The organism is Methylotenera versatilis 7 (genome assembly GCF_000799165.1).
Taxonomy (GTDB): Bacteria; Pseudomonadota; Gammaproteobacteria; order Burkholderiales; family Methylophilaceae; genus Methylotenera_A; species Methylotenera_A versatilis_A.
In genome coordinates this window covers 419,833-439,056 of sequence record NZ_JUGF01000002.1, presented here as the reverse complement: position 1 = coordinate 439,056, position 19,224 = coordinate 419,833, and the positions used below count along the sequence as shown (strand labels likewise).

Sequence of the window (19,224 nt, the reverse complement as noted above, 5' to 3'; positions counted from 1 at the left end):
TTCAAGTATAATCCGCGCCTTTCTGCATAACCTTTTCTATTAAAGAGAAATATAGCTATGGTAGTGATTCGTTTATCTCGTGGTGGTTCTAAAAAGAGCCCATTTTACAATGTAGTAGTAGCTGATTCACGCAATCGTCGTGACGGTCGCTTTATTGAGCGCGTTGGTTTTTATAATCCATCCGCCAGAGCTAATGCAGAAGGTCTGCGTATTGATGCTGAACGTGTTAGTCATTGGACTAGCAACGGCGCACAATTGTCTGACACTGTTGCGCGTTTAGTAAAAACGCACGCTAAAGGCCCGGAAGCGGCATTAGCGGCTAAAGCTAAAGACGCTGCTAAAGCAGATGCTGCAAAAGCGAAAGCAACTGCATTAGAAGCGGCAAAAGTAAAAGCTGCTGCAGATGCTAAAGCAGCAGCTGACGCAGAAAAAGCTGCAGAGGCAGCCGCAGCAGAAGTTGCTGAAGCTCCAGCAGAAACTCCTGCAGCTGACGCTTAACCTCACGTTATTTCTACTAAGCATCTTTCTATTAAGCTTAAGGCTGGTTTAAGCGGTGGCTTTGGTAGTAAGTAATTTAGAATCAAGCAACTTGGTAGTCATGGGGCGCATCGTTGCGCCCTACGGCGTTTTTGGCTGGCTTAAAGTGCTGCCTGATACCGAAACAATGGATAGCTTGTTTGATTACGACACTTGGTGGGTTGGCAAGGATGGCAACTGGCGCGAGCTAAATGTCATCGAAGCAAAAATACATAACGATGTATTGGTTGTGAAGTTGCAAGGTATAGACGACCGTGATGCGGCGTTTGCTTGCAAAGGTAAGCAGGTAGCAGTTCCACGAGATGCGCTGCCTGAAGCTGCAGAAAACGAATATTACTGGTCCGATCTAATCGGGTTAACAGTAAAGAATCAGCAGGATGTCGTGTTTGGGCAAATTGCCGATGTGTTTGAAACAGGTGCTAATGATGTGATTGTCGTGAATGGCGGACAGTTGAATGGTGAGCGAGAGCGCTTGATCCCATTTACGCCACACGTTATTTTAGATGTGGATTTGGCTGCAAAAACTATGTTAGTCGATTGGGATGCGGATTTTTAGCATTCGGCATCTAAAATAAAATGCGCTTTGATGTTATTAGCTTGTTTCCCGATATGTTTGATGCAATCAGCCAATATGGCATTACATCACGGGCATTAGAACGCAAAATTTATGATTTAAACGTGATTAACCCACGGGATTTTACCAAGGATAATCATAAAACTGTCGATGACAGGCCTTATGGCGGTGGCCCGGGCATGGTGATGTTGGCGGAGCCACTGGCACAATCGATTGCTTTGGCAAAAAAAAATCAAGCGGCTTTGGGTATTAAGTCGCATGTGATTCATTTATCGCCGTGTGGTGTGCCGTTAAATCACCAAAAGGTGATGCAGTTAAGCCAGCAGCAAGGCTTAATATTGTTGGCAAGTCGCTACGAAGGTGTAGATGAGCGCTTGTTAAACGCGCTGGTGGATGAAGAGATATCGATTGGTGATTATGTATTAAGTGGCGGCGAATTGCCCGCCATGGCGTTAATAGATGCAGTTGTAAGGCAATTACCAGGTGTGTTGGGTGATGCAGATTCAGCAATAGAAGATTCGTTTGTGAATGGCTTGCTGGATTATCCGCACTATACCCGACCAGAAGAATATGTAGGGGCTTTTGGTAAAGTTCTTAAGGTGCCGGAAGTATTGTTGTCTGGCAACCATGCAAAGATTAGAGAATGGCGATTGAAACAATCGTTATTGCTAACAAGGGCGAAACGCCCTGATTTATTGGCCGCAAGGTCGTTGACGAAAGAGGAAGCTCGGCTGCTTAAAGAAATAGATGCTGAAAGTAATTAGCGCTATTTTTAAAACAAAAGTGCTTTGGAAAAATGTGGGTTGCGTTTAGTTACAAGGCGCACGGAACACAGTAACCGGAATGTACATTTAGTACATGAGGATTGCGAGTACCGCGCAACGCAGTAATCTGAATGCAAGACAGGTTTTTACGAAGTGCTTTTAGCAGGAACAAGCTTTTTTACAATTAAAAGGAGCACAAAGTGGCAGATATTATTAAAATGTTGGAAACGGAAGAAATTGCGCGTTTAGGCAAAACTATTCCAACTTTCGCACCAGGCGATACCGTTGTTGTTGGTGTGAACGTTGTTGAAGGTACACGTAAACGTGTGCAGGCTTATGAGGGCGTTGTGATTGCGATCCGTAATCGTGGCCTTAACTCATCATTCATCGTGCGTAAAATCTCATCTGGTGAAGGTGTAGAGCGTACATTCCAAACTTACTCACCATTAATCGCTTCAATTGAAGTGAAACGCCGTGGTGATGTACGTCGTGCGAAACTGTACTACTTGCGTGAGCGTTCAGGTAAATCTGCACGTATTAAAGAAAAATTAGTAGCGCGTGAAAAAGAAGTATTGGCACCAGAAGTTAAAGCGTAATACCGCGATTAGTTGCTGTATTCAGTAAGTTTCTACTGAATATTTAAAGCCTTAAGCAATGTAAATTGTTTAAGGCTTTTTTATTGGCTTTTGCTTTTTAATTTGCTTTCACTTTAAGGTTTAAGTTAAATTAGCATATGCAAAATAAAAGCCTATCGCAAGTTACAAAAAACAAGCATCCATTGCAATACGATGCGATAGTGACAGCACCATTTGGTTCTGTTGGTATTGCGATACAAGGTGTGCAAGTCGCTATTGAATTGCTGCCTCAGCAGCATGATGCTAAGCCAGCCGTACATAAATTAACATCACAGGTAGCCAGCCAAATTGCTGCCTATTTTGATAATGCGCATAACGATTTTAATCTACCGCTTATTTATAAAGGCACGCCATTCCAACGCCGTGTATGGCAAGCAATCAGCGCGATTCCTTGCGGGCGAGTGCTCACTTACGGCGAAATCGCCCAGCAGATTGGCTCTGGTCCGCGCGCCGTTGCCAATGCCTGCGGTGCTAACAACTTACCCCTAGTGATTCCCTGCCACCGAGTAGTGGCAAAGAATGGTTTGGGTGGGTTTATGCAGGGCAATAAAGATGGACTTAAAATTAAAAAATGGCTGCTTAAACATGAAGGCGTTTTAATTAAACAGAGCCAAAAAACAAAAACAGTAAAAGCAAAAGTAGTCGAAAAAGGCACATTAGCTTGAGAGGTGTCTTGGCTTGATAGATAGCACTACCGATAACGCCGGTAAAAGTACGACAGAGATTAACGGCACAAGCCAAATTGATACGTTTATTGATCATCTTTGGCTGGAAGATGGCTTATCTAAAAATACATTGGAAAGCTATCGCGCCGATTTAAGCCAATTTAATGCATGGTTGAACAAGCAGGAAGTTCAATTGTTCTCTGTTAGCCAAGCGGATATTCAGCAATATCTGTCCATTAAATTCCCACAAAGCAAACCACGTAGTATTAGCAGGCTTATTGCCAGTATGCGGCGGTTTTATCGTTATGCGTTGCGTGAACATTTAATTGGAATAGATCCGACGCTACAAATTGAATCACCCAAATTGCCACGCAGTTTGCCTAAAAGTTTAAATGAACAAGAAGTGACCGATTTGCTGAATGCGCCTGACATCAGCCAGCATATCGGTTTACGTGATAGGGCGATGTTGGAGTTGTTGTACGCCAGCGGGCTGCGCGTTTCAGAGTTGGTGACTGTTAATGTGAATGAGGTTAGTACACAGGACGGCGTGGTGCGCGTGACGGGTAAAGGCAGTAAAACGCGGTTGGTGCCAATGGGCGAAGAAGCGGCAGATTGGATTGATCGCTATTTAAAATATGCACGACCAGAAATTTTGCAGAAGCGGCCTTGCGATGCGCTATTTGTAACGAATCGCGCAGAAATGATGACACGCCAAGCCTTTTGGTACTTAATTAAACGTTATGCATTAATCGCTGGCATTACTAAGCACATGAGCCCACACGTGCTACGCCACGCATTTGCCACACATTTGCTCAATCATGGCGCAGATTTGCGTGTAGTACAGATGCTACTGGGGCATTCGGATATTTCGACTACACAGATTTATACGCATGTGGCGCGAGAGCGTTTGAAAAAGCTACATAGTGCGCATCATCCACGCGGTTAAGTTGGAGTTAACGCATAGTTAGTATCAATATTTTCAATAATGGTGCTGCTATCCCAAGCATCAACGATTTCTTTGGCGTTTGTATAATCTGAATCACTCACGTTTACGGTGACTAAGCCAATAGCCGGTATATCACCAACACCGCCCTGTAAGTAATCGCCAAAAACATAAGCAGGAATTTCTTGCTGTTCTAACAAGTTTTTAATCAAATAAGCTTCGATACTATTCGATGCGTTGTAAACAGCTATCATTTTGCAAGCCTTTCTATTGACACACCAAGCGCCTTCAACCCTGGCAATATTCCAGGTTTAGCTACTCTCACTTTTACACTTAACCCGCCAAACTCACTCAAAATCAATTGGCAGATATGTTCTGCTAAAGACTCTACCAATTTGAAGCTGCTCAGGCTTAATGTTTCGCGTATGCGTGTTACTACGGCACCGTAGTCGATAGTGTCATTGATTGAATCACTTTTGCAAGATTTGCTTAAATCGTAACCAATTTCAATATCTAGAATGATGGTTTGCGGAATCAGACGCTCCCAATCGGGCACGCCGAGTTTGGTTTGTACTTTAACTTGCTCTAAAAATATGGTGTCCATGAATTTTGCGATGGTTTAGAATGTGTGTAGTTAGATTTTAGAGCATCTTAATATGAATGAGTTAGGTTTTATTCCTGTCACTCTTATTCCAATCGTTTGGATTGTAGCGGCATACTTGCTGGGATCAATTTCGTTTGGTATTTTGATTTGCAGGTTATTCGGTTTGCCAGATCCGCGCACTGTGGGTAGCGGCAATATTGGGGCGACTAACGTTGCGCGTAGCGGTAAAAAATTACCGGCGATTTTAACTTTGCTGGGTGATGCATTTAAAGGCTGGTTGCCTGTTTGGCTGGCCTTGCAGTCGGGTATGTTAATGTGGGTTGTTGCGGCGGTAGGTTTGGCGGTATTTTTTGGGCATTTATTCCCAATTTATCACCGTTTTAAAGGTGGAAAAGGTGTGGCAACGGCGCTGGGAATTATGCTGGCAATCTCGTTAATGCTAGGTTTAGCGGCTTTAATTACGTGGATAATTGTATTTGCAATTTCGCGTTACTCTTCATTGGGGGCGATTGTTGCGGCTGTTTTGTCCCCGTTGTACGCGTGGGCTTTATTGCCTTATAAAGATTACGTGATCATGGTGTTCGTAATTGCCGTGATGTTGGTTTGGCGGCATAAAAGCAATATTCAAAAATTGCGGGCAGGCACGGAATCGGGTTTTGGCAAAAAGTAAGCGATTAGTTCCTAATGCTTAATTATCGTTAGGTTTTATTGGTGATAACGTTATGGCATTTGTAGTTCAGCTAAATCCCATCTCGGTTTGACGCTAACACTATAATTTTGTTGTGGTTTGCCTGATTTGAGTTGCTCCAATCGCATTGCTTCTAGTCTCATCGCCCCCGCAAAGGCAATCATCGCGCCGTTGTCAGTGCAAAACTCTAAACGCGGATAACTCACTTTACATAGTTTACGTTTAGTCGCTGCATTTAATTTTTCGCGCAACCTTGCGTTGGCGCCCACGCCGCCTGAAACCACTAGATTATCCAAGCCAGTTTCGCGCAGGGCGTTCATGCATTTGGTGGTGAGGATTTCCGTTACCGCTTCCTGAAACTCCCAGGCAATGTCGGCTTTAATGGCGTCTGTTAATGGTTGATTGTTATTGGCCAATGTTAATACGGCTGTTTTCAAGCCGCTAAAACTAAAGTTTAAGTCGCCACTATTTAGCATCGGACGTGGCAGCTTAAATTTTGCACTACCCTTATCTGCGAGCTTGGCTAATTCAGGACCGCCGGGATAGCTTAAGCCTAATAGTTTAGCCGTTTTATCAAACGCTTCACCGGCAGCATCATCCAGCGTGTCGCCTAGTAATTGATATTGCCCAATGCCATCAATCCGCATCAATTGGCTGTGCCCACCCGAAACTAATAGTGCGACAAATGGGAATTGTGGTGGATTTTCTTCTAATAAGGGCGCAAGTAAATGTCCTTCTAAATGGTGTACGCCAACGCTAGGCACATTCAGCGCAAAGGCCAGTGATTGTGCAATACTGGTACCGACCAATAACGCACCAGCTAAACCGGGGCCTTGCGTGTAGGCGATGCCGTCAATATCTGCCAGTGTTTTGTTGGCTTGTTTTAATGCGATTTCCGTTAATGGCAAAGCGCGGCGAATATGATCGCGCGACGCAAGTTCAGGCACCACGCCACCAAATTCTGCGTGCATGGCAACTTGTGAATGTAGCGCATGCGCTAATAAGCCGTGCTGCGTATCGTAGAGTGCAACGCCTGTTTCGTCGCAAGATGATTCAAAGCCTAAAACCAACAAATGAGTATTCCTAACGTGAATGGGTGGCAAATATGCATGGTATTTTAATTAACTTGCACCATTTGCGATGTAAATGCACAAAATCATTGAACAAAAGCAATTATACGATTAAAATGGCGGACTTTTCTTGAGTTTCTGAACAGAAGCTTAAGTGTTATTTTAAAGTAATTGCCGATAAGAGAGAACGAATGTCTAGTGTACGTGTAAAAGAAAATGAGCCGTTTGACGTTGCATTACGCCGTTTTAAACGCCTAATTGAAAAAACAGGTTTGTTAAACGACCTTCGCGCACGCGAATTCTACGAGAAACCAACTTGGGAACGTAAACGTAAAGCTGCTGCAGCGGTTAAGCGTCAATATCGCCGCTTACGCAACCAAACATTGCCTGCAAAACTTTATTAAGTTTTAATAGTGGCTGAAAATAATATAGCGGACAGTAAAGCCGCTGATACGGCAGCAAATGAAGTGCCGGCTTTTCTGCACATTGCAGATCGTTTTATTGCGTTGGCTAACGAACAAGCGCAACAGAAAGATCTTGCAACTGCGAGTGCCGGTTTTTTATATGCCAATGCCCGTTTTACTGCATTTTTAGTTGCTTCTCAGTGTGGAACTCCTGAAGCGCTTGCAGCAGAAAAAGCGGCGGCTATTGAGTACTTTGTGAATCAATACGCACAAGCATTGACCAGCAATATTGCCGATTACGAAAAAAACTTTGCCCAATATTTCAGCAAGTAAATTTTAAGTAAGTAAATCGTGACTTTAAAAACCCAAATTACTGAAGACATGAAAACCGCAATGCGTGCTAAAGATAGTGCGCGTTTAGGTGCGATTCGTTTGCTGCAATCTGCCATGAAGCAACGCGAGGTGGATGAGCGCATTGAATTAAATGATAGTGATGTGATTACTATCATTGAGAAAATGCTTAAACAACGTCGCGACTCGATTGCTGCGTTTGAATCTGCTAACAGAACTGATTTAGCTGATATTGAAAAGTTTGAAGTCACTGTTTTACAGGGCTATTTGCCACAGCAATTGACGGAAGATGAAATTAAAGTCATTTTGGATCAAGTTGTGACCGATACAGGCGCTGAAGGTGTTAAGGATATGGGCAAGGTAATGGCGGCGATTAAGCCGTTGGTTGCTGGCAAGGCTGATATGGGTAAGATATCGGGATTGATTAAAGCGCGGTTGACTTAAGCAGCATGTAAGTGATGAAAATTAAGGAGCGAAAGCTCCTTTTTTGTTTTCTAATTAGGCTAAAATTATTAACTTACCTATTTATAATTTCTGGCAAATATAACTATTAAATAGCGCAGATGCATTTTGATTCCAGATAGTTTCATTCAAGATTTGCTTAATCGCGTTGACATTGTTGATGTGATTGATAAAAGCGTGCCACTTAAAAAAGCGGGTGCGAATTACTCTGCCTGCTGTCCTTTCCATAATGAGAAGTCTCCCAGTTTTACGGTTAGCCCTACCAAGCAGTTTTATCATTGCTTTGGTTGTGGCGCACATGGCACAGCCATTGGCTTTTTAATGGAATATGCAGGCTTAAGTTTTGTAGAAGCCATTCACGATTTGGCCAAAAATGTAGGCATGATAGTGCCTCAGCAAGACTCAACACCAGCCTCGCGTGAAGCAGATGCTGCGAATAAAACCATCAAATTAGGCTTGCAGGAAACTTTGCAACAGGCGGCTAGTTATTACAAAGCAGAATTAAAAAAATCAGACCGCGCGATTGAGTATTTAAAAGCGCGTGGTTTAAGCGGAGTGATTGCTGCCAAATTTCAAATTGGCTATGCGCCCACTGGCTGGCAAAACTTACAAAGCGTATTTGCAAATTATGAAAATGAAGCTTTGCAAACCGCTGGTTTGGTTGTTGAAAATGAGCAAGGCCGTCGCTACGATCGTTTTCGTGACCGCATTATGTTTCCGATTCATGATCAGAAAGGCCAGGTGATTGGTTTTGGTGGGCGGGTGATTAACCCGGAAGATACACCCAAATATTACAACTCGCCAGAAACGCCACTGTTTCAAAAAGGCCATGAGCTATATGGTTTATTTGTCGCTAGACGCGCTATTAGAGATGCTGGTCGCGTGCTGGTGGTTGAAGGTTATATGGACGTGGTGGCGCTGGCGCAATATGGCATTGAATATGCCGTTGCGGCTTTGGGCACAGCAACTACGCCATTTCACATCACCAAGTTAATGCGCCAAACAGACGAAATTGTATTTTGTTTTGATGGCGACAATGCTGGCCGAACAGCCGCTTGGCGTGCAGCCATCAATGCACTTCCTGCTTTAACGGATGGCTTAAAACTACGCTTTTTATTTCTACCTAAAGAGCATGACCCTGATAGCTACGTTAGGGAATTTGGTAAAGAAAAATTTGAGCTTGAAATGCAAAATGCCATGCCACTTTCGCAGTACATTATTCAGCATTTAGGTGAACAAAATCCGCTTAATTCACAAGAAGATAAAGTGAAGTTCTTAAACGAAGCTGAGCCTATTCTGCGCCAAATTGTAGCGCCGCGGTTTTCGTTATTATTACGCAAACGCGTTGCGGAAATGGCAGATGTGACTGACGCAGAAATGCGAAGTTTGTTAAAACTGCCCACGCTCAACAAGGCGCCAGCTAGAGCCACGCAAAAACAATCTCGTGCGCCTTTATCGATTGAAAAACGCTTCATATTGATGTTGATGATGCAGCCCGGTTTAGCCAAACCTGAGTATCTGGATTTTAGTTTAGGGTTCAGCGAACAAGACATATTGTTAAAAGCCGCGATCAACGCCGCATTACAACAGCCGCAATCTAAGCCGGCCGCGTTATTGCACACCATAGAGACGCAAGTTGAGCCGCGGTTGTTACGTGAATTACAGCGCGAATTACAATTATTGGATGAAAGTTTGGACTTTAAACTTGAATTTGAAGGTGCTTGTACCCAATTAATGGAAGCGATACAGCAAAAGCGCGAAGGCAATATGTTGGATGCGTTGAAAGAAAAACCATTAAGTGCTTTGACTGAGCAAGAGCGCGAAATGCTAAAAAAACTGACAGTTAAAAGGTAGTTAAGTATTAGCATTGCGCAATATAAAAGGCTCGATTGTTGAAAATAGAAAACCAAAACAAGTAGTTAAACAAATCATTAAATTAGGATTTTAAATACGTTTTAGAATGTCACTTGGCAAAGCGCGGTATATTTTGCTTAAATTTTGACACTTTTTACGGTATAATTTAGGGTTGTTCGTCACCGTTAAAATGCCCTTTGTGACGAAGCGCCAGACTCAATAGCAGTAGACTCATAGAATAGGATCAGGCATGGCCAGACCAAAATCAGACAAAACACTAGAAAAAGAACGCAACAAGCTGGCGGCTGAAGCCGCGCTTGACCCTGTAGCGCAGGCTTTAGACGCCGAAGCGCGTCGTACACGCCTGAAAACGCTGATCATTTTGGGTAAAGAGCGTGGTTATCTAACTTACGCTGAGATTAATGACCATTTGCCTGATGATACACAGGATTCAGAGCAAATTGATGGCATTATCGGCTTAATCAATGACATGGGTATTCAGGTGTATGAAGAAGCGCCTGATGCTGAGGTGTTGTTAATGTCTGATGCGCCAGCTGCTGTGACGGATGAAGATGCGGTAGAAGAGGCTGAAGCGGCACTTGCTACAGTCGATTCTGAATTCGGCCGTACTACCGATCCTGTGCGTATGTATATGCGCGAAATGGGTACAGTCGATTTGCTGACTCGCGAAGGCGAGATTGAAATTGCCAAGCGGATTGAAGATGGCCTCAAGCACATGGTACAAGCCATTGCTGCGTGTCCGACCACAATCGCTCAATTGTTGGACATGGTTGATAAAGTAGAAAAAGATGAAATCAGCGTAGACGATTTGGTCGATGGTTTAATCGACACGGATGTTGGTCTGGATGACGCGATGGCAGCGGAAGCGGACGAAGAGGAAGAGCCTGATGCTGAAGAGGATGAAGACGACGATGAAGATGGTGCAAAAGCTGCAGCCATCTCTGCGGAGGCTTTAGCCAAACTAAAAGAAGAAGTATTAAAACGCTTTGCGGTGATTCGCAAGGCTAACGCTGAAATGAATGTGATTCGTGCGCAAAAAGGCTCGCAAGATGCTGATTACAAAAAACTGCATGAATCTGTATTGGAAGAATTAACGGCGTTTCGATTCTCTGCTAAACAAGTAGAAGCCTTGTGTGAGCAAGTGCGTGGCTTGGTAGAAGAAGTGCGCAGCCATGAACGTAAAGTGACGGATTTCTGTGTAGAAAAATCTGGTATGCCACGCCCGCACTTCATTAAAAGCTTCCCAGGTAACGAAATTAATTTAGATTGGCTGGACGCTGAACTAGCTTTGGACAAGCCGTATATTGAAAAGTTAACACGTTACAGACACTCCATTATTGATCAGCAAGATCGCTTAATCGCTCTGCAAATTAAAGTCGGTATTCCGATTAAAGAGCTAAAAGAAATCAACAAGCAAATGACAACCGGCGAAGCACGTGCGCGCCGTGCCAAGCGTGAAATGATTGAAGCTAACTTGCGCCTAGTGATTTCAATTGCTAAAAAATACACCAACCGTGGTTTGCAATTCTTGGATTTAATTCAAGAAGGTAATATTGGCCTGATGAAAGCGGTAGATAAATTTGAATATCGCCGTGGCTATAAGTTTTCAACCTACGCGACTTGGTGGATTCGTCAAGCGATTACACGCTCAATTGCTGACCAGGCACGTACCATTCGTATTCCTGTGCACATGATTGAAACGATTAACAAAATGAATCGTATCAGTCGTCAGATTTTGCAAGAAACTGGAGTAGAACCCGATCCGGCGCTGCTGGCTGAAAAAATGGAAATGCCTGAAGATAAGATCCGCAAGATTTTAAAAATCAGCAAAGAACCAATTTCGATGGAAACGCCGATTGGTGATGATGAAGACTCGCACTTGGGTGACTTTATTGAAGATAACACAACATTAGCGCCAATAGATGCCGCAGTATATGCCAGCTTACGTGATGCAACGAGCGAAGTGTTAGAGTCGCTCACGCCGCGTGAAGCAAAAGTGTTGCGCATGCGCTTTGGTATTGAGATGAATACTGACCATACGTTAGAAGAAGTAGGCAAACAGTTCGACGTAACACGTGAACGTATCCGTCAAATTGAAGCAAAAGCCTTGCGCAAACTGCGCCATCCAACACGCTCAGAACGTCTGCGCAGCTTCTTGGAAACGGGTCAGGATTAACGCAATAATTCAGATGATTTTTTAAACGTTTTTATGTTTTGTTCCAGTCAAATTGGTTAATCAGAACATGACAGCTTATCGGCCCCTTAGCTCATGCTTGGTTAGAGCAGCGGACTCATAATCCGTTGGTACTGTGTTCGACTCACAGAGGGGCCACCATTTAAGACGACTTAGGGAGAAATCTCTAGGTCGTTTTTCGTTTCTGCTGAAGAGGGCCTCATGCAAGTCCATTGATGTGACTTTTAGTAAGCCAAAGAGCACGATGGGAACTGGCCTAATGTCACAGAAATAGCAATGTCGTGGGATGTTCGCCATTACCTAGATGAAACCTCCAGTGATTCCAGTCAAGGTTAGATCGACTGGAAAATTGTCATTTACAACAAAGCACTTTTAATCACAACGAAACCGCTGGCTTGAGAAGTTGTTATCAATTTGACTAGTCGAGAATTCATGTCTATGATTGGCTAGTAGGAGATGGCATTCCTCCTTCAGGCAAACCCTGACAACCGCTCAAAAAGCTAATGATGCCTACACTTACCCGGGAACGGGTGTGTAGGCATATCTATACATCTTGTCCCGTAAATTAATTTACTAAGGACAAGCATATGAATCAAATATTACTCGTTGGACTCGGCGGTGCATTAGGATCAATCGCAAGATTTAAACTCTCAGTATTGATTCTAAGACATACAATTGAGTGGCGTTTCCCTTTACCTACTTTCACTATTAACATTATCGGCTGTCTTGTCATTGGCATTCTTGCTGGCTTGGCAACAAAAGAGAGCTTCTTCTCAAATGACATAAGGGTATTTTTATTTACGGGGTTAGTCGGTGGATTCACCACCTTCTCAGCATTCGGATTAGAAACGCTCCTTCTTCTACGTCGTGAGGAGTTTGCAATCGCAGCACTATATGTTGCCCTCAGTATTTTGATTGGTATAGCAGTGATGTTTATGAGTTACAGTGTAGTAATGGTTAAGAGTTAGTTTCTGTAGTAAGGGCTGTATATACAATATGATTCCTTTGCCTACTTCAGCATTCATGAAGATAACCATGGAAATGAACGTCCGCTTTGGGGCGCTTATTGTCTATTTACTGAAATGGTACAGTTCAACCTAAATGACTTGTACAAATAAATTCTAGCCTTAGCTGAGGGCACAATTAAACTGGACCCAGCTGCTCATATTAATAGATTCCTACATAAAAATCAGACAAACTCCTACAAATAAACAAATTAAATACGCGTAATCTGTAACCGTCGCGTTTGAATTGAATTCAAAATTTAATTTCGGACAAGACAAAAACGGCAGTTTTAAAAGCTGCCGTTTAACTTTATTTTGCATTTCTGGATCGGTTTTCATAGAAAGTACTTTTGAATCGTTTGCGACAGCAAGTGAATCTGGTGCATTAGTAATGACGTGTATAACGTGGTTGCGGTATATGCTTAGAAAAAAGAAAATACTAAGAAAAACTTAGCCATGATTCAACTTTAGAATTTATTTCAATATTTAAGTTAGCTAAATAACAGCGTCGTAAAATAAATAGTTCAATACCTAATCCATATTCATTATTTAATGGAGGTTGATTGTGACACTATTTAACGAAGTCTACTCAGAAGAATTAATTCCCGGTAAAGTTTCACCTTGCTATGCTTTTCTAGCATTAAATGATTCCTCGTATATTTAGTGGTCAACCCCTTCATCCAAATAGTGGTGAAATTATCAACACCTAAATATTAAACGCGGAGATGGTAATGTTTAACAGAGATGATAAGGAATCAGAAAAAATTGTAAAAATGGCTCTTAAATTGGTTTTAAGTAAGGACTTTCTAATAGCTAGACAGTTTATGACTGAATCAGGAATATCAAATAAAGTGATTGAAAGAGTGATATATGAGCCACATAACATCCGGGAATCGGACTTGCATAATAAGAACAATTAATCTGTGTGATTCATAGATATCGTTTCAATTTTCTTAATTGTAAATCGACCTTGTAATTGGCTATCGTTCGATAATTCAAAGTACTTTTAAGTTGTCAGCGACCAAGTCAACCGTTGCATAGAACTCAGTTTTACCCGTTTTCTGAGAGCGCTCAACTTTGCCATTAAGATATGGAGAGCTTGGTTTATTGGGTTTAAAATTTAATACCGAACCCCATCAGTTTTTCTTGAACTTTAGCAGCGAAGAATTCACGTTCTCGATCTGTTTAAAAGCTCTGTAACGAGTGCAATCATCCACAGAAGTTAATTGATAAATGCCTGGTGCAATTTTGCAGGTGACCATATGTAACCCTTCACCACCATTTGCGTAAAGTGGGCCTTGTATGCCGCATTGACGGCATACAAGGCCAGCATCTCAGAGTTTATCCACTGAAGACGCTGTTGTTATCTCGCCTATTCATTCTAATTATATTGAAACGATGTCTCTGAATCACACAGTTTAGATCAGCTTGATAATTACATAACACCTTGGTCAATCATCGCATCAGCCACCTTACGGAAGCCGGCAATGTTGGCACCAAAGACTAAATTACCTGGCTGACCAAACTCTTTTGCAGTTTCACTTGCGCTCGTGTAGATGTTTTTCATGATGTTGAATAACTTGCCATCCACTTCTTCAAACGTCCATTGCTGCATGCTTGAGTTCTGTGCCATTTCCAGCTGACTTGTGGCAACACCGCCAGCATTGGCTGCCTTACCAGGACCATAAGCAATATTTGCCTTAAGGAACTTCTCTACTGCCTCAGGTGTTGAGGGCATGTTCGCTCCTTCCGAGATACATATACAGCCGTTCTTCAGCAACACTTCTGCATCTGCTTCATTGAGTTCGTTTTGAGTCGCAGATGGGAATGCTGCCTGGCATGGCACTGACCATACATGATTTCTACCGGTTGGATAGTCAGCGACAGATGTATATTTTGCATCCGGATGATGCTGTAAATATTTGGATAAGCAGGCAGCCTCGACCTCTTTCAGCTGTTTTAGCGTCGCAAGATCAATGCCTTTTTCATGATAGATCATGCCGCGTGAGTCACTGCATGTAACTGGTTTTGCACCAAGTTGGTATAGTTTTTCAATCGTGTAAATTGCCACGTTGCCAGCACCAGACACTACGCAGGTCTTTCCTTCCAATTTATCGCCGCGCCCTTCCAGCATATTCTGCGCAAAATACACTGCGCCATAGCCTGTCGCCTGTGTACGTCCAAGCGAGCCACCCCAAGGGACTTTTTTACCTGTTAGCACGCCATCGAAGCTTCCCGTGAGACGCTTGTACTGACCATACATATAACCGATTTCACGGCCACCAACACCAATGTCACCCGCAGGTACATCAGTTGTAGGGCCGATATGACGGTAGAGCTCTGTCATGAAGGCCTGACAGAAGCGCATGATCTCATTATCGGATTTACCTTTAGGATCAAAATCGCATCCCCCTTTGCCACCGCCAATTGCTAGGCCTGTGAGTGAGTTCTTAAAGATCTGCTCAAACCCCAAAAACTTGATGATGCCACCATAAACGCTTGGGTGAAAACGGATACCGCCTTTGTATGGGCCAAGCGCAGAATTAAACTGGATGCGATAACCTTTATTGACCTGCACATGACCATGATCATCAACCCACGCTACGCGGAACATGATTTGACGTTCTGGTTCTACAATACGCTCTATGATGCCATTTTTTTTGTATTTCGGATTTTTATCCAGCAATGGGCGTAGTGAGGTTAAAACTTCATCCACAGCCTGATAAAACTCAAATTCTGCAGGACCAGATTTTTTCAATCTGGCTATGGTATCTGCTACGTACGGCATGCATTGCTCCTTAGATCTAAAATTGCACCAAAATGGCGGTCATTATAATATGGCGCACCAAAATAGAGCGAAATAATGCGCGTAAGGCTCCACTAAAATTGACTGTCTTGGCACAAACGATAAAAAATCGAGATTGGATGGTGTTAAATCTAGTGAAATTAACTTCCAAAGTGGCGGGCGTTTTAAATTATCGCACTGAGTATGTCAGCCATATCTGACAGAAGATTCAGCAGTTGTATGCTATTGCCTGAGATTATTTTTAACTAATATGCAGACATTGCTTAAAAACTATCTTGTAACAATAGTTTTTAAGCTTAAATACTTTTTAGATTAAAAAATACATGGGAGCTTTAAAATGAATATGAACAAACTTTCGATTGCAGCATTAACACTTTTGTTTGCCCTTGGGTTATCTGCTTGTGAAAAAGGCCCTGCAGAAACCGCAGGTGAAAAAATCGATAATGCAGTTGAAAATGCTGGTGATAAAATCGAAGATGCAACAGATAATGCCGGTGATAAGCTTGAAGAAGCTGGCGATAAAATTGAAGATAAGACAGATTAATGATTGATTCAGTTAATCAGTTTTAATTAACGATTTGTTTCAACGTGTTAATAAACGGCTCGGCAGAAATGCCGAGCCGTTTTATGTTTTATATTACTTTGATTTTCATTTCTCAATATATTGACATCTTAAACTGAGATACGTGATGAAATGATTTTTATAAGGGTGGTAATTTTATAGATGGGATGATTTAGCAAAATGATTATAATCTAGGCATGAATATGTACCGCTTGATGAAGTATGTTAGTTATTTAAAAAATAACTCTGCATCATTTGCCTATGCTTTTCTGATTTTTATCATATTTGCCTCTATTTTTGAGCTGCTAGTAAGTGCCGAATATGAAAAAGCGGAAGCCAGAGTGACGGTAGAAGCGACAGACTATGCCAATGCACTGAAGACAAAAGTCGATCGAGAGTTAAATGCTTTGTTATTCGTGTCAAACGGCTTATCCAGTTACTTAACGGTTTATCACCAACATCTTGATAGCAATAAACTGAGTGCGATACTTGCTGATTTGTACGTCAGAACAAAACATGTACGTAATTTGGGGGTGGCGGTTGGTTACAAGCTCACCTACGTTTATCCCGTCAAATCGAATGAAAAGTCAATCGGTATTGATTACCGCGATATCACTCAGCAATGGCCGCAAGTGAAGCAAGCGGTTGACAGTCGTGAGGGCGTATTGGCTGGTCCTCTGGATTTGGTGCAGGGTGGTAGAGGATTAATCTATCGATATCCAATCTTTGTCGATGGGCAGTATTGGGGATTATTGTCGACCGTGATTAATACAGACTCCTTTTTTAAAGCTGCTTTTCACAACTTAACTGATGATGAGTTTGATTTTGCGATTAGGGTCAAAGGCTCATCAACTGTTTTTTACGGTAATCCCAGTTTATTTCAAAATCCCAAAGCCTTGATTTCCGTCAGTGATTTGCCCAATGTGCAATGGGAGTGGGCTGTACTGCAAAAAGCAGAAAAGACGCCTGAGTTAATATTAATCACCAGATTAATGAGCATCGCGATAAGCCTGTTGTTAGCAACGCTAGCGTATTTCTTTTTAAGCGAGCGCAAGACCTTAACTTCGCAAGCAATGCAAGATAGCCTGACTGGCTTAGCCAATAGGCGTTTGCTCGACTTTAGAATGGCACAGACTTTTGCGCAATCAAAACGATTCAATCGATTAATGGCTATTATGTATATCGATATTGATCATTTTAAAAAGCTGAATGACAGTTATGGGCATGATGTGGGCGATGAGCTGCTCAAAATAATTGCCAAGAAATTAAACCATTGTATTCGTGATGTGGATATTTTAAGTAGGGTTGGTGGTGATGAGTTTGTTATCGTACTGGATGAACTTAACCATATAGATGATGCAAATTTAATCGCAGATAAAATAATGGCATCATTTGAGAAAAATATAACGGTGATGAATAAAACTATTAAAGTGAGCGTGAGCATCGGTATTGCGGGCTATCAAAAAAATAGTGAAGAAACGCTTAATAGCCTGATGAAGAAGGCAGATATTGCTTTATATGAAGCAAAAGCATCTGGTCGAAATATTTATAAAATATATCCGGAATCCAGAAAAATATAACAACAAGTTAAATTTAAAAATTCAGTTTGGTTTAAGGTTGGGTCGTTAAAGTAGTCTTCGTAATATCAATATATATTTATTCAGGAGATTAAAATGACTCATTTAAACAAAGCCAAATTTAATAAAGCGATGCTACTGACATTAACCGTCGCAAGCCTTAGTGTTTTCACAATCAGTAATGTAATCGCTGATGACGATGATGCCGCAGAAATGCTATTAATCGCAAAAGCCGCTGGATTAATTTCTGTTGAGCAAGCTACTGAAAAAGCATTGGTCGCAAAACCTGGTACGGTGATTGAAGTTGAGCTTGATGATCGCAAATGGCCACAAGGCTGGGATTATGAATTTGAAATTATCGATGCTCAAGGCCAAGAGTGGGAAGTGAAAATTGATGCAAAAACCGGCGAAACACGTAAAGTATCTCGCGATTGGTTCTAACCTTAGCTTTGGTCTAAGTTGAGCAAACAAGTGTATAAAAGGTAGCCAATTGATATGTGTTTTCTAAAGTTATATTGCAGGGGTATTCTTTGTGTCTGTTTAGCATCAGGCAGTTTGCTGAACATGAATAGTTTGTCTGCGGAAGAAGATTATCAATTGGCTAAAAAACTCAGGCAACAAGGTGAAATATTACCTTTAGAGAAAATTTTAGCATTCGCCCGTGCCAAAAAAAATGGTGAGGTGCTTGAGACTGAGTTTGAAAAGAAAGGCGGCCGCTATATTTATGAGGTTGAAATTTTGGACATTCAGGGTCAAGTGTGGGAATTAAAACTGGATGCAAAGACTGGTCAGTTAATCAAGATCGAGATTGATGATTAAGCATGCGACTTTTATTAGTTGAAGACGATGCTGTTTTGGGGCCGTCTGTCCGCTCTGCATTGCAGCGTGCGGGCTATGCGGTTGATTTAGCCACCGATGGGCTTGAAGCGGAAGCATTTGGCGACATTGAGCCTTATGATATTGTGGTGCTTGATTTGGGTTTGCCTAAACAATCCGGATTGGTCGTTCTGGCTAACTGGCGCAAAAAAGGTAATCAGGTGCCAGTGGTTATTTTAACGGCGCGTGATACCTGGCAAGAAAAAATTGAAGGTTTTAAGCTGGGCGCGGATGATTACGTTGGCAAGCCTTTTCAAATGGAAGAACTGCTTGCGCGATTGAACGCTGTATTAAAACGCAGCCAGAATACAACCGCGACAGCACTTTCTTTCAGTGGTATTGAGCTGGAAGAAGACACGCAAATGTTAATCCATGCGGATGGGCAACGCCACGCACTCACCAGCACAGAATATCGTTTATTGCGCTACTTTATGTTGAATCCGGGTAAAGTGCTGTCAAAAACCAGATTAACCGAACACGTTTATGAATACGATAGCGACAAAGACAGTAACGTGATTGAAGTGTATGTGAAACGCCTGCGGCAAAAAATCGGTGAAGAGCTCATTCAAACCAGGCGCGGCCAAGGTTACGTGTTTAATCCAGATAACGCTAATCCACCATCCATCTAAATCC

The 19,224-nt window shown here is 42.3% G+C and carries 22 protein-coding genes, 1 tRNA gene, 1 pseudogene and 1 riboswitch; of the genes and pseudogenes, 19 read left to right on the top strand and 5 right to left on the bottom strand.

Annotation, left to right across the window (positions count from 1 at the left end):
• The first annotated feature begins 57 nt into the window (after nt 1–57).
• The 6 genes from rpsP (at nt 58) to xerD (ending at nt 4,121) form a co-directional block, all read left to right on the top strand.
• On the top strand, nt 58–498 hold the full coding sequence (gene rpsP / locus K370_RS06115) for a 30S ribosomal protein S16 (RefSeq protein ID WP_047539873.1): 441 nt from the start codon (nt 58–60) through the stop codon (nt 496–498).
• 100 nt (nt 499–598) lie between these two features.
• Nucleotides 599–1,093, top strand: coding sequence for a ribosome maturation factor RimM (gene rimM, locus K370_RS06110; RefSeq protein WP_052185251.1), 495 nt, complete (start codon nt 599–601; stop codon nt 1,091–1,093).
• A 20-nt stretch (nt 1,094–1,113) separates the two neighbouring features.
• Complete coding sequence (gene trmD / locus K370_RS06105; protein ID WP_047539870.1) at nt 1,114–1,875, top strand: tRNA (guanosine(37)-N1)-methyltransferase TrmD; 762 nt, start codon at nt 1,114–1,116, stop codon at nt 1,873–1,875.
• A gap of 200 nt (nt 1,876–2,075) precedes the next feature.
• A complete protein-coding gene (rplS, locus tag K370_RS06100) occupies nt 2,076–2,471 on the top strand; it encodes a 50S ribosomal protein L19 (RefSeq protein WP_047539868.1) in 396 nt (131 codons plus the stop codon).
• A gap of 137 nt (nt 2,472–2,608) precedes the next feature.
• Nucleotides 2,609–3,175, top strand: a complete 567-nt coding sequence (locus tag K370_RS06095) for a methylated-DNA--[protein]-cysteine S-methyltransferase (RefSeq protein WP_047539866.1) — start codon at nt 2,609–2,611, stop codon at nt 3,173–3,175.
• A 16-nt stretch (nt 3,176–3,191) separates the two neighbouring features.
• Entirely contained in the window at nt 3,192–4,121 is a 930-nt protein-coding gene (xerD, locus tag K370_RS06090; protein WP_419177398.1) for a site-specific tyrosine recombinase XerD, read from the top strand.
• Here the strand turns inward: xerD and K370_RS06085 are convergent.
• Together K370_RS06085 and folB are read right to left on the bottom strand one after the other, a co-directional pair.
• The gene (locus K370_RS06085; RefSeq protein ID WP_047539862.1) at nt 4,118–4,372 is read right to left on the bottom strand and encodes a DUF2007 domain-containing protein; all 255 of its coding nucleotides are present in this window, start codon (nt 4,370–4,372) and stop codon (nt 4,118–4,120) included. The genes xerD and K370_RS06085 overlap by 4 nt on opposite strands.
• Nucleotides 4,369–4,722, bottom strand: coding sequence for a dihydroneopterin aldolase (folB, locus tag K370_RS06080; protein ID WP_047539860.1), 354 nt, complete (start codon nt 4,720–4,722; stop codon nt 4,369–4,371). Before folB ends, K370_RS06085 begins: the two co-directional genes overlap by 4 nt.
• A gap of 52 nt (nt 4,723–4,774) precedes the next feature.
• Between folB and plsY the strand changes: the two genes are divergently transcribed.
• The gene (gene plsY / locus K370_RS06075; RefSeq protein WP_047539858.1) at nt 4,775–5,392 is read left to right on the top strand and encodes a glycerol-3-phosphate 1-O-acyltransferase PlsY; all 618 of its coding nucleotides are present in this window, start codon (nt 4,775–4,777) and stop codon (nt 5,390–5,392) included.
• A gap of 50 nt (nt 5,393–5,442) precedes the next feature.
• On the opposite strand, the gene tsaD is transcribed toward plsY, so the two are convergent.
• Nucleotides 5,443–6,483, bottom strand: a complete 1,041-nt coding sequence (gene tsaD, locus K370_RS06070; protein WP_047539856.1) for a tRNA (adenosine(37)-N6)-threonylcarbamoyltransferase complex transferase subunit TsaD — start codon at nt 6,481–6,483, stop codon at nt 5,443–5,445.
• Between the two features lie 188 nt (nt 6,484–6,671).
• Between tsaD and rpsU the strand changes: the two genes are divergently transcribed.
• The 7 genes from rpsU (at nt 6,672) to crcB (ending at nt 12,734) form a co-directional block, all read left to right on the top strand.
• Entirely contained in the window at nt 6,672–6,884 is a 213-nt protein-coding gene (gene rpsU / locus K370_RS06065; protein WP_020167545.1) for a 30S ribosomal protein S21, read from the top strand.
• A gap of 9 nt (nt 6,885–6,893) precedes the next feature.
• The gene (locus K370_RS06060; protein ID WP_047539854.1) at nt 6,894–7,217 is read left to right on the top strand and encodes a DUF3144 domain-containing protein; all 324 of its coding nucleotides are present in this window, start codon (nt 6,894–6,896) and stop codon (nt 7,215–7,217) included.
• An 18-nt stretch (nt 7,218–7,235) separates the two neighbouring features.
• Nucleotides 7,236–7,679, top strand: coding sequence for a GatB/YqeY domain-containing protein (locus K370_RS06055; RefSeq protein ID WP_047539852.1), 444 nt, complete (start codon nt 7,236–7,238; stop codon nt 7,677–7,679).
• Nucleotides 7,680–7,805: 126 nt separating this feature from the next.
• Nucleotides 7,806–9,551 (top strand): DNA primase, encoded by a 1,746-nt coding sequence (gene dnaG, locus K370_RS06050; RefSeq protein ID WP_047539850.1) that lies wholly within the window; start codon nt 7,806–7,808, stop codon nt 9,549–9,551.
• A gap of 250 nt (nt 9,552–9,801) precedes the next feature.
• Complete coding sequence (gene rpoD, locus K370_RS06045) at nt 9,802–11,748, top strand: RNA polymerase sigma factor RpoD (protein ID WP_047539848.1); 1,947 nt, start codon at nt 9,802–9,804, stop codon at nt 11,746–11,748.
• 80 nt (nt 11,749–11,828) lie between these two features.
• Nucleotides 11,829–11,907: transfer RNA gene (locus K370_RS06040), tRNA-Ile, on the top strand.
• Nucleotides 11,908–12,209: 302 nt separating this feature from the next.
• A riboswitch (Fluoride riboswitch) is annotated at nt 12,210–12,286 on the top strand.
• Between the two features lie 67 nt (nt 12,287–12,353).
• Nucleotides 12,354–12,734: a fluoride efflux transporter CrcB gene (gene crcB, locus K370_RS06035; protein ID WP_047539846.1), complete on the top strand. Its 381-nt coding sequence runs from the start codon at nt 12,354–12,356 to the stop codon at nt 12,732–12,734.
• A gap of 1,058 nt (nt 12,735–13,792) precedes the next feature.
• Here the strand turns inward: crcB and K370_RS12390 are convergent.
• Nucleotides 13,793–13,955: pseudogene (locus K370_RS12390) on the bottom strand (IS481 family transposase); the annotation flags it as partial.
• 250 nt (nt 13,956–14,205) lie between these two features.
• Complete coding sequence (gdhA, locus tag K370_RS06025; protein WP_047539844.1) at nt 14,206–15,558, bottom strand: NADP-specific glutamate dehydrogenase; 1,353 nt, start codon at nt 15,556–15,558, stop codon at nt 14,206–14,208.
• 355 nt (nt 15,559–15,913) lie between these two features.
• On the opposite strand from gdhA, the gene K370_RS06015 reads away from it, so the two are divergent.
• The 5 genes from K370_RS06015 (at nt 15,914) to K370_RS05995 (ending at nt 19,220) form a co-directional block, all read left to right on the top strand.
• Nucleotides 15,914–16,120 (top strand): hypothetical protein, encoded by a 207-nt coding sequence (locus tag K370_RS06015; protein WP_047539841.1) that lies wholly within the window; start codon nt 15,914–15,916, stop codon nt 16,118–16,120.
• Between the two features lie 215 nt (nt 16,121–16,335).
• Nucleotides 16,336–17,718: a diguanylate cyclase domain-containing protein gene (locus K370_RS06010; RefSeq protein WP_047539839.1), complete on the top strand. Its 1,383-nt coding sequence runs from the start codon at nt 16,336–16,338 to the stop codon at nt 17,716–17,718.
• A gap of 93 nt (nt 17,719–17,811) precedes the next feature.
• Complete coding sequence (locus tag K370_RS06005) at nt 17,812–18,156, top strand: PepSY domain-containing protein (protein WP_047539837.1); 345 nt, start codon at nt 17,812–17,814, stop codon at nt 18,154–18,156.
• 123 nt (nt 18,157–18,279) lie between these two features.
• Nucleotides 18,280–18,534, top strand: coding sequence for a PepSY domain-containing protein (locus K370_RS06000; protein WP_235272703.1), 255 nt, complete (start codon nt 18,280–18,282; stop codon nt 18,532–18,534).
• Between the two features lie 2 nt (nt 18,535–18,536).
• Nucleotides 18,537–19,220 (top strand): response regulator transcription factor, encoded by a 684-nt coding sequence (locus K370_RS05995; RefSeq protein ID WP_052185188.1) that lies wholly within the window; start codon nt 18,537–18,539, stop codon nt 19,218–19,220.
• The last annotated feature ends 4 nt before the right edge of the window (nt 19,221–19,224 follow it).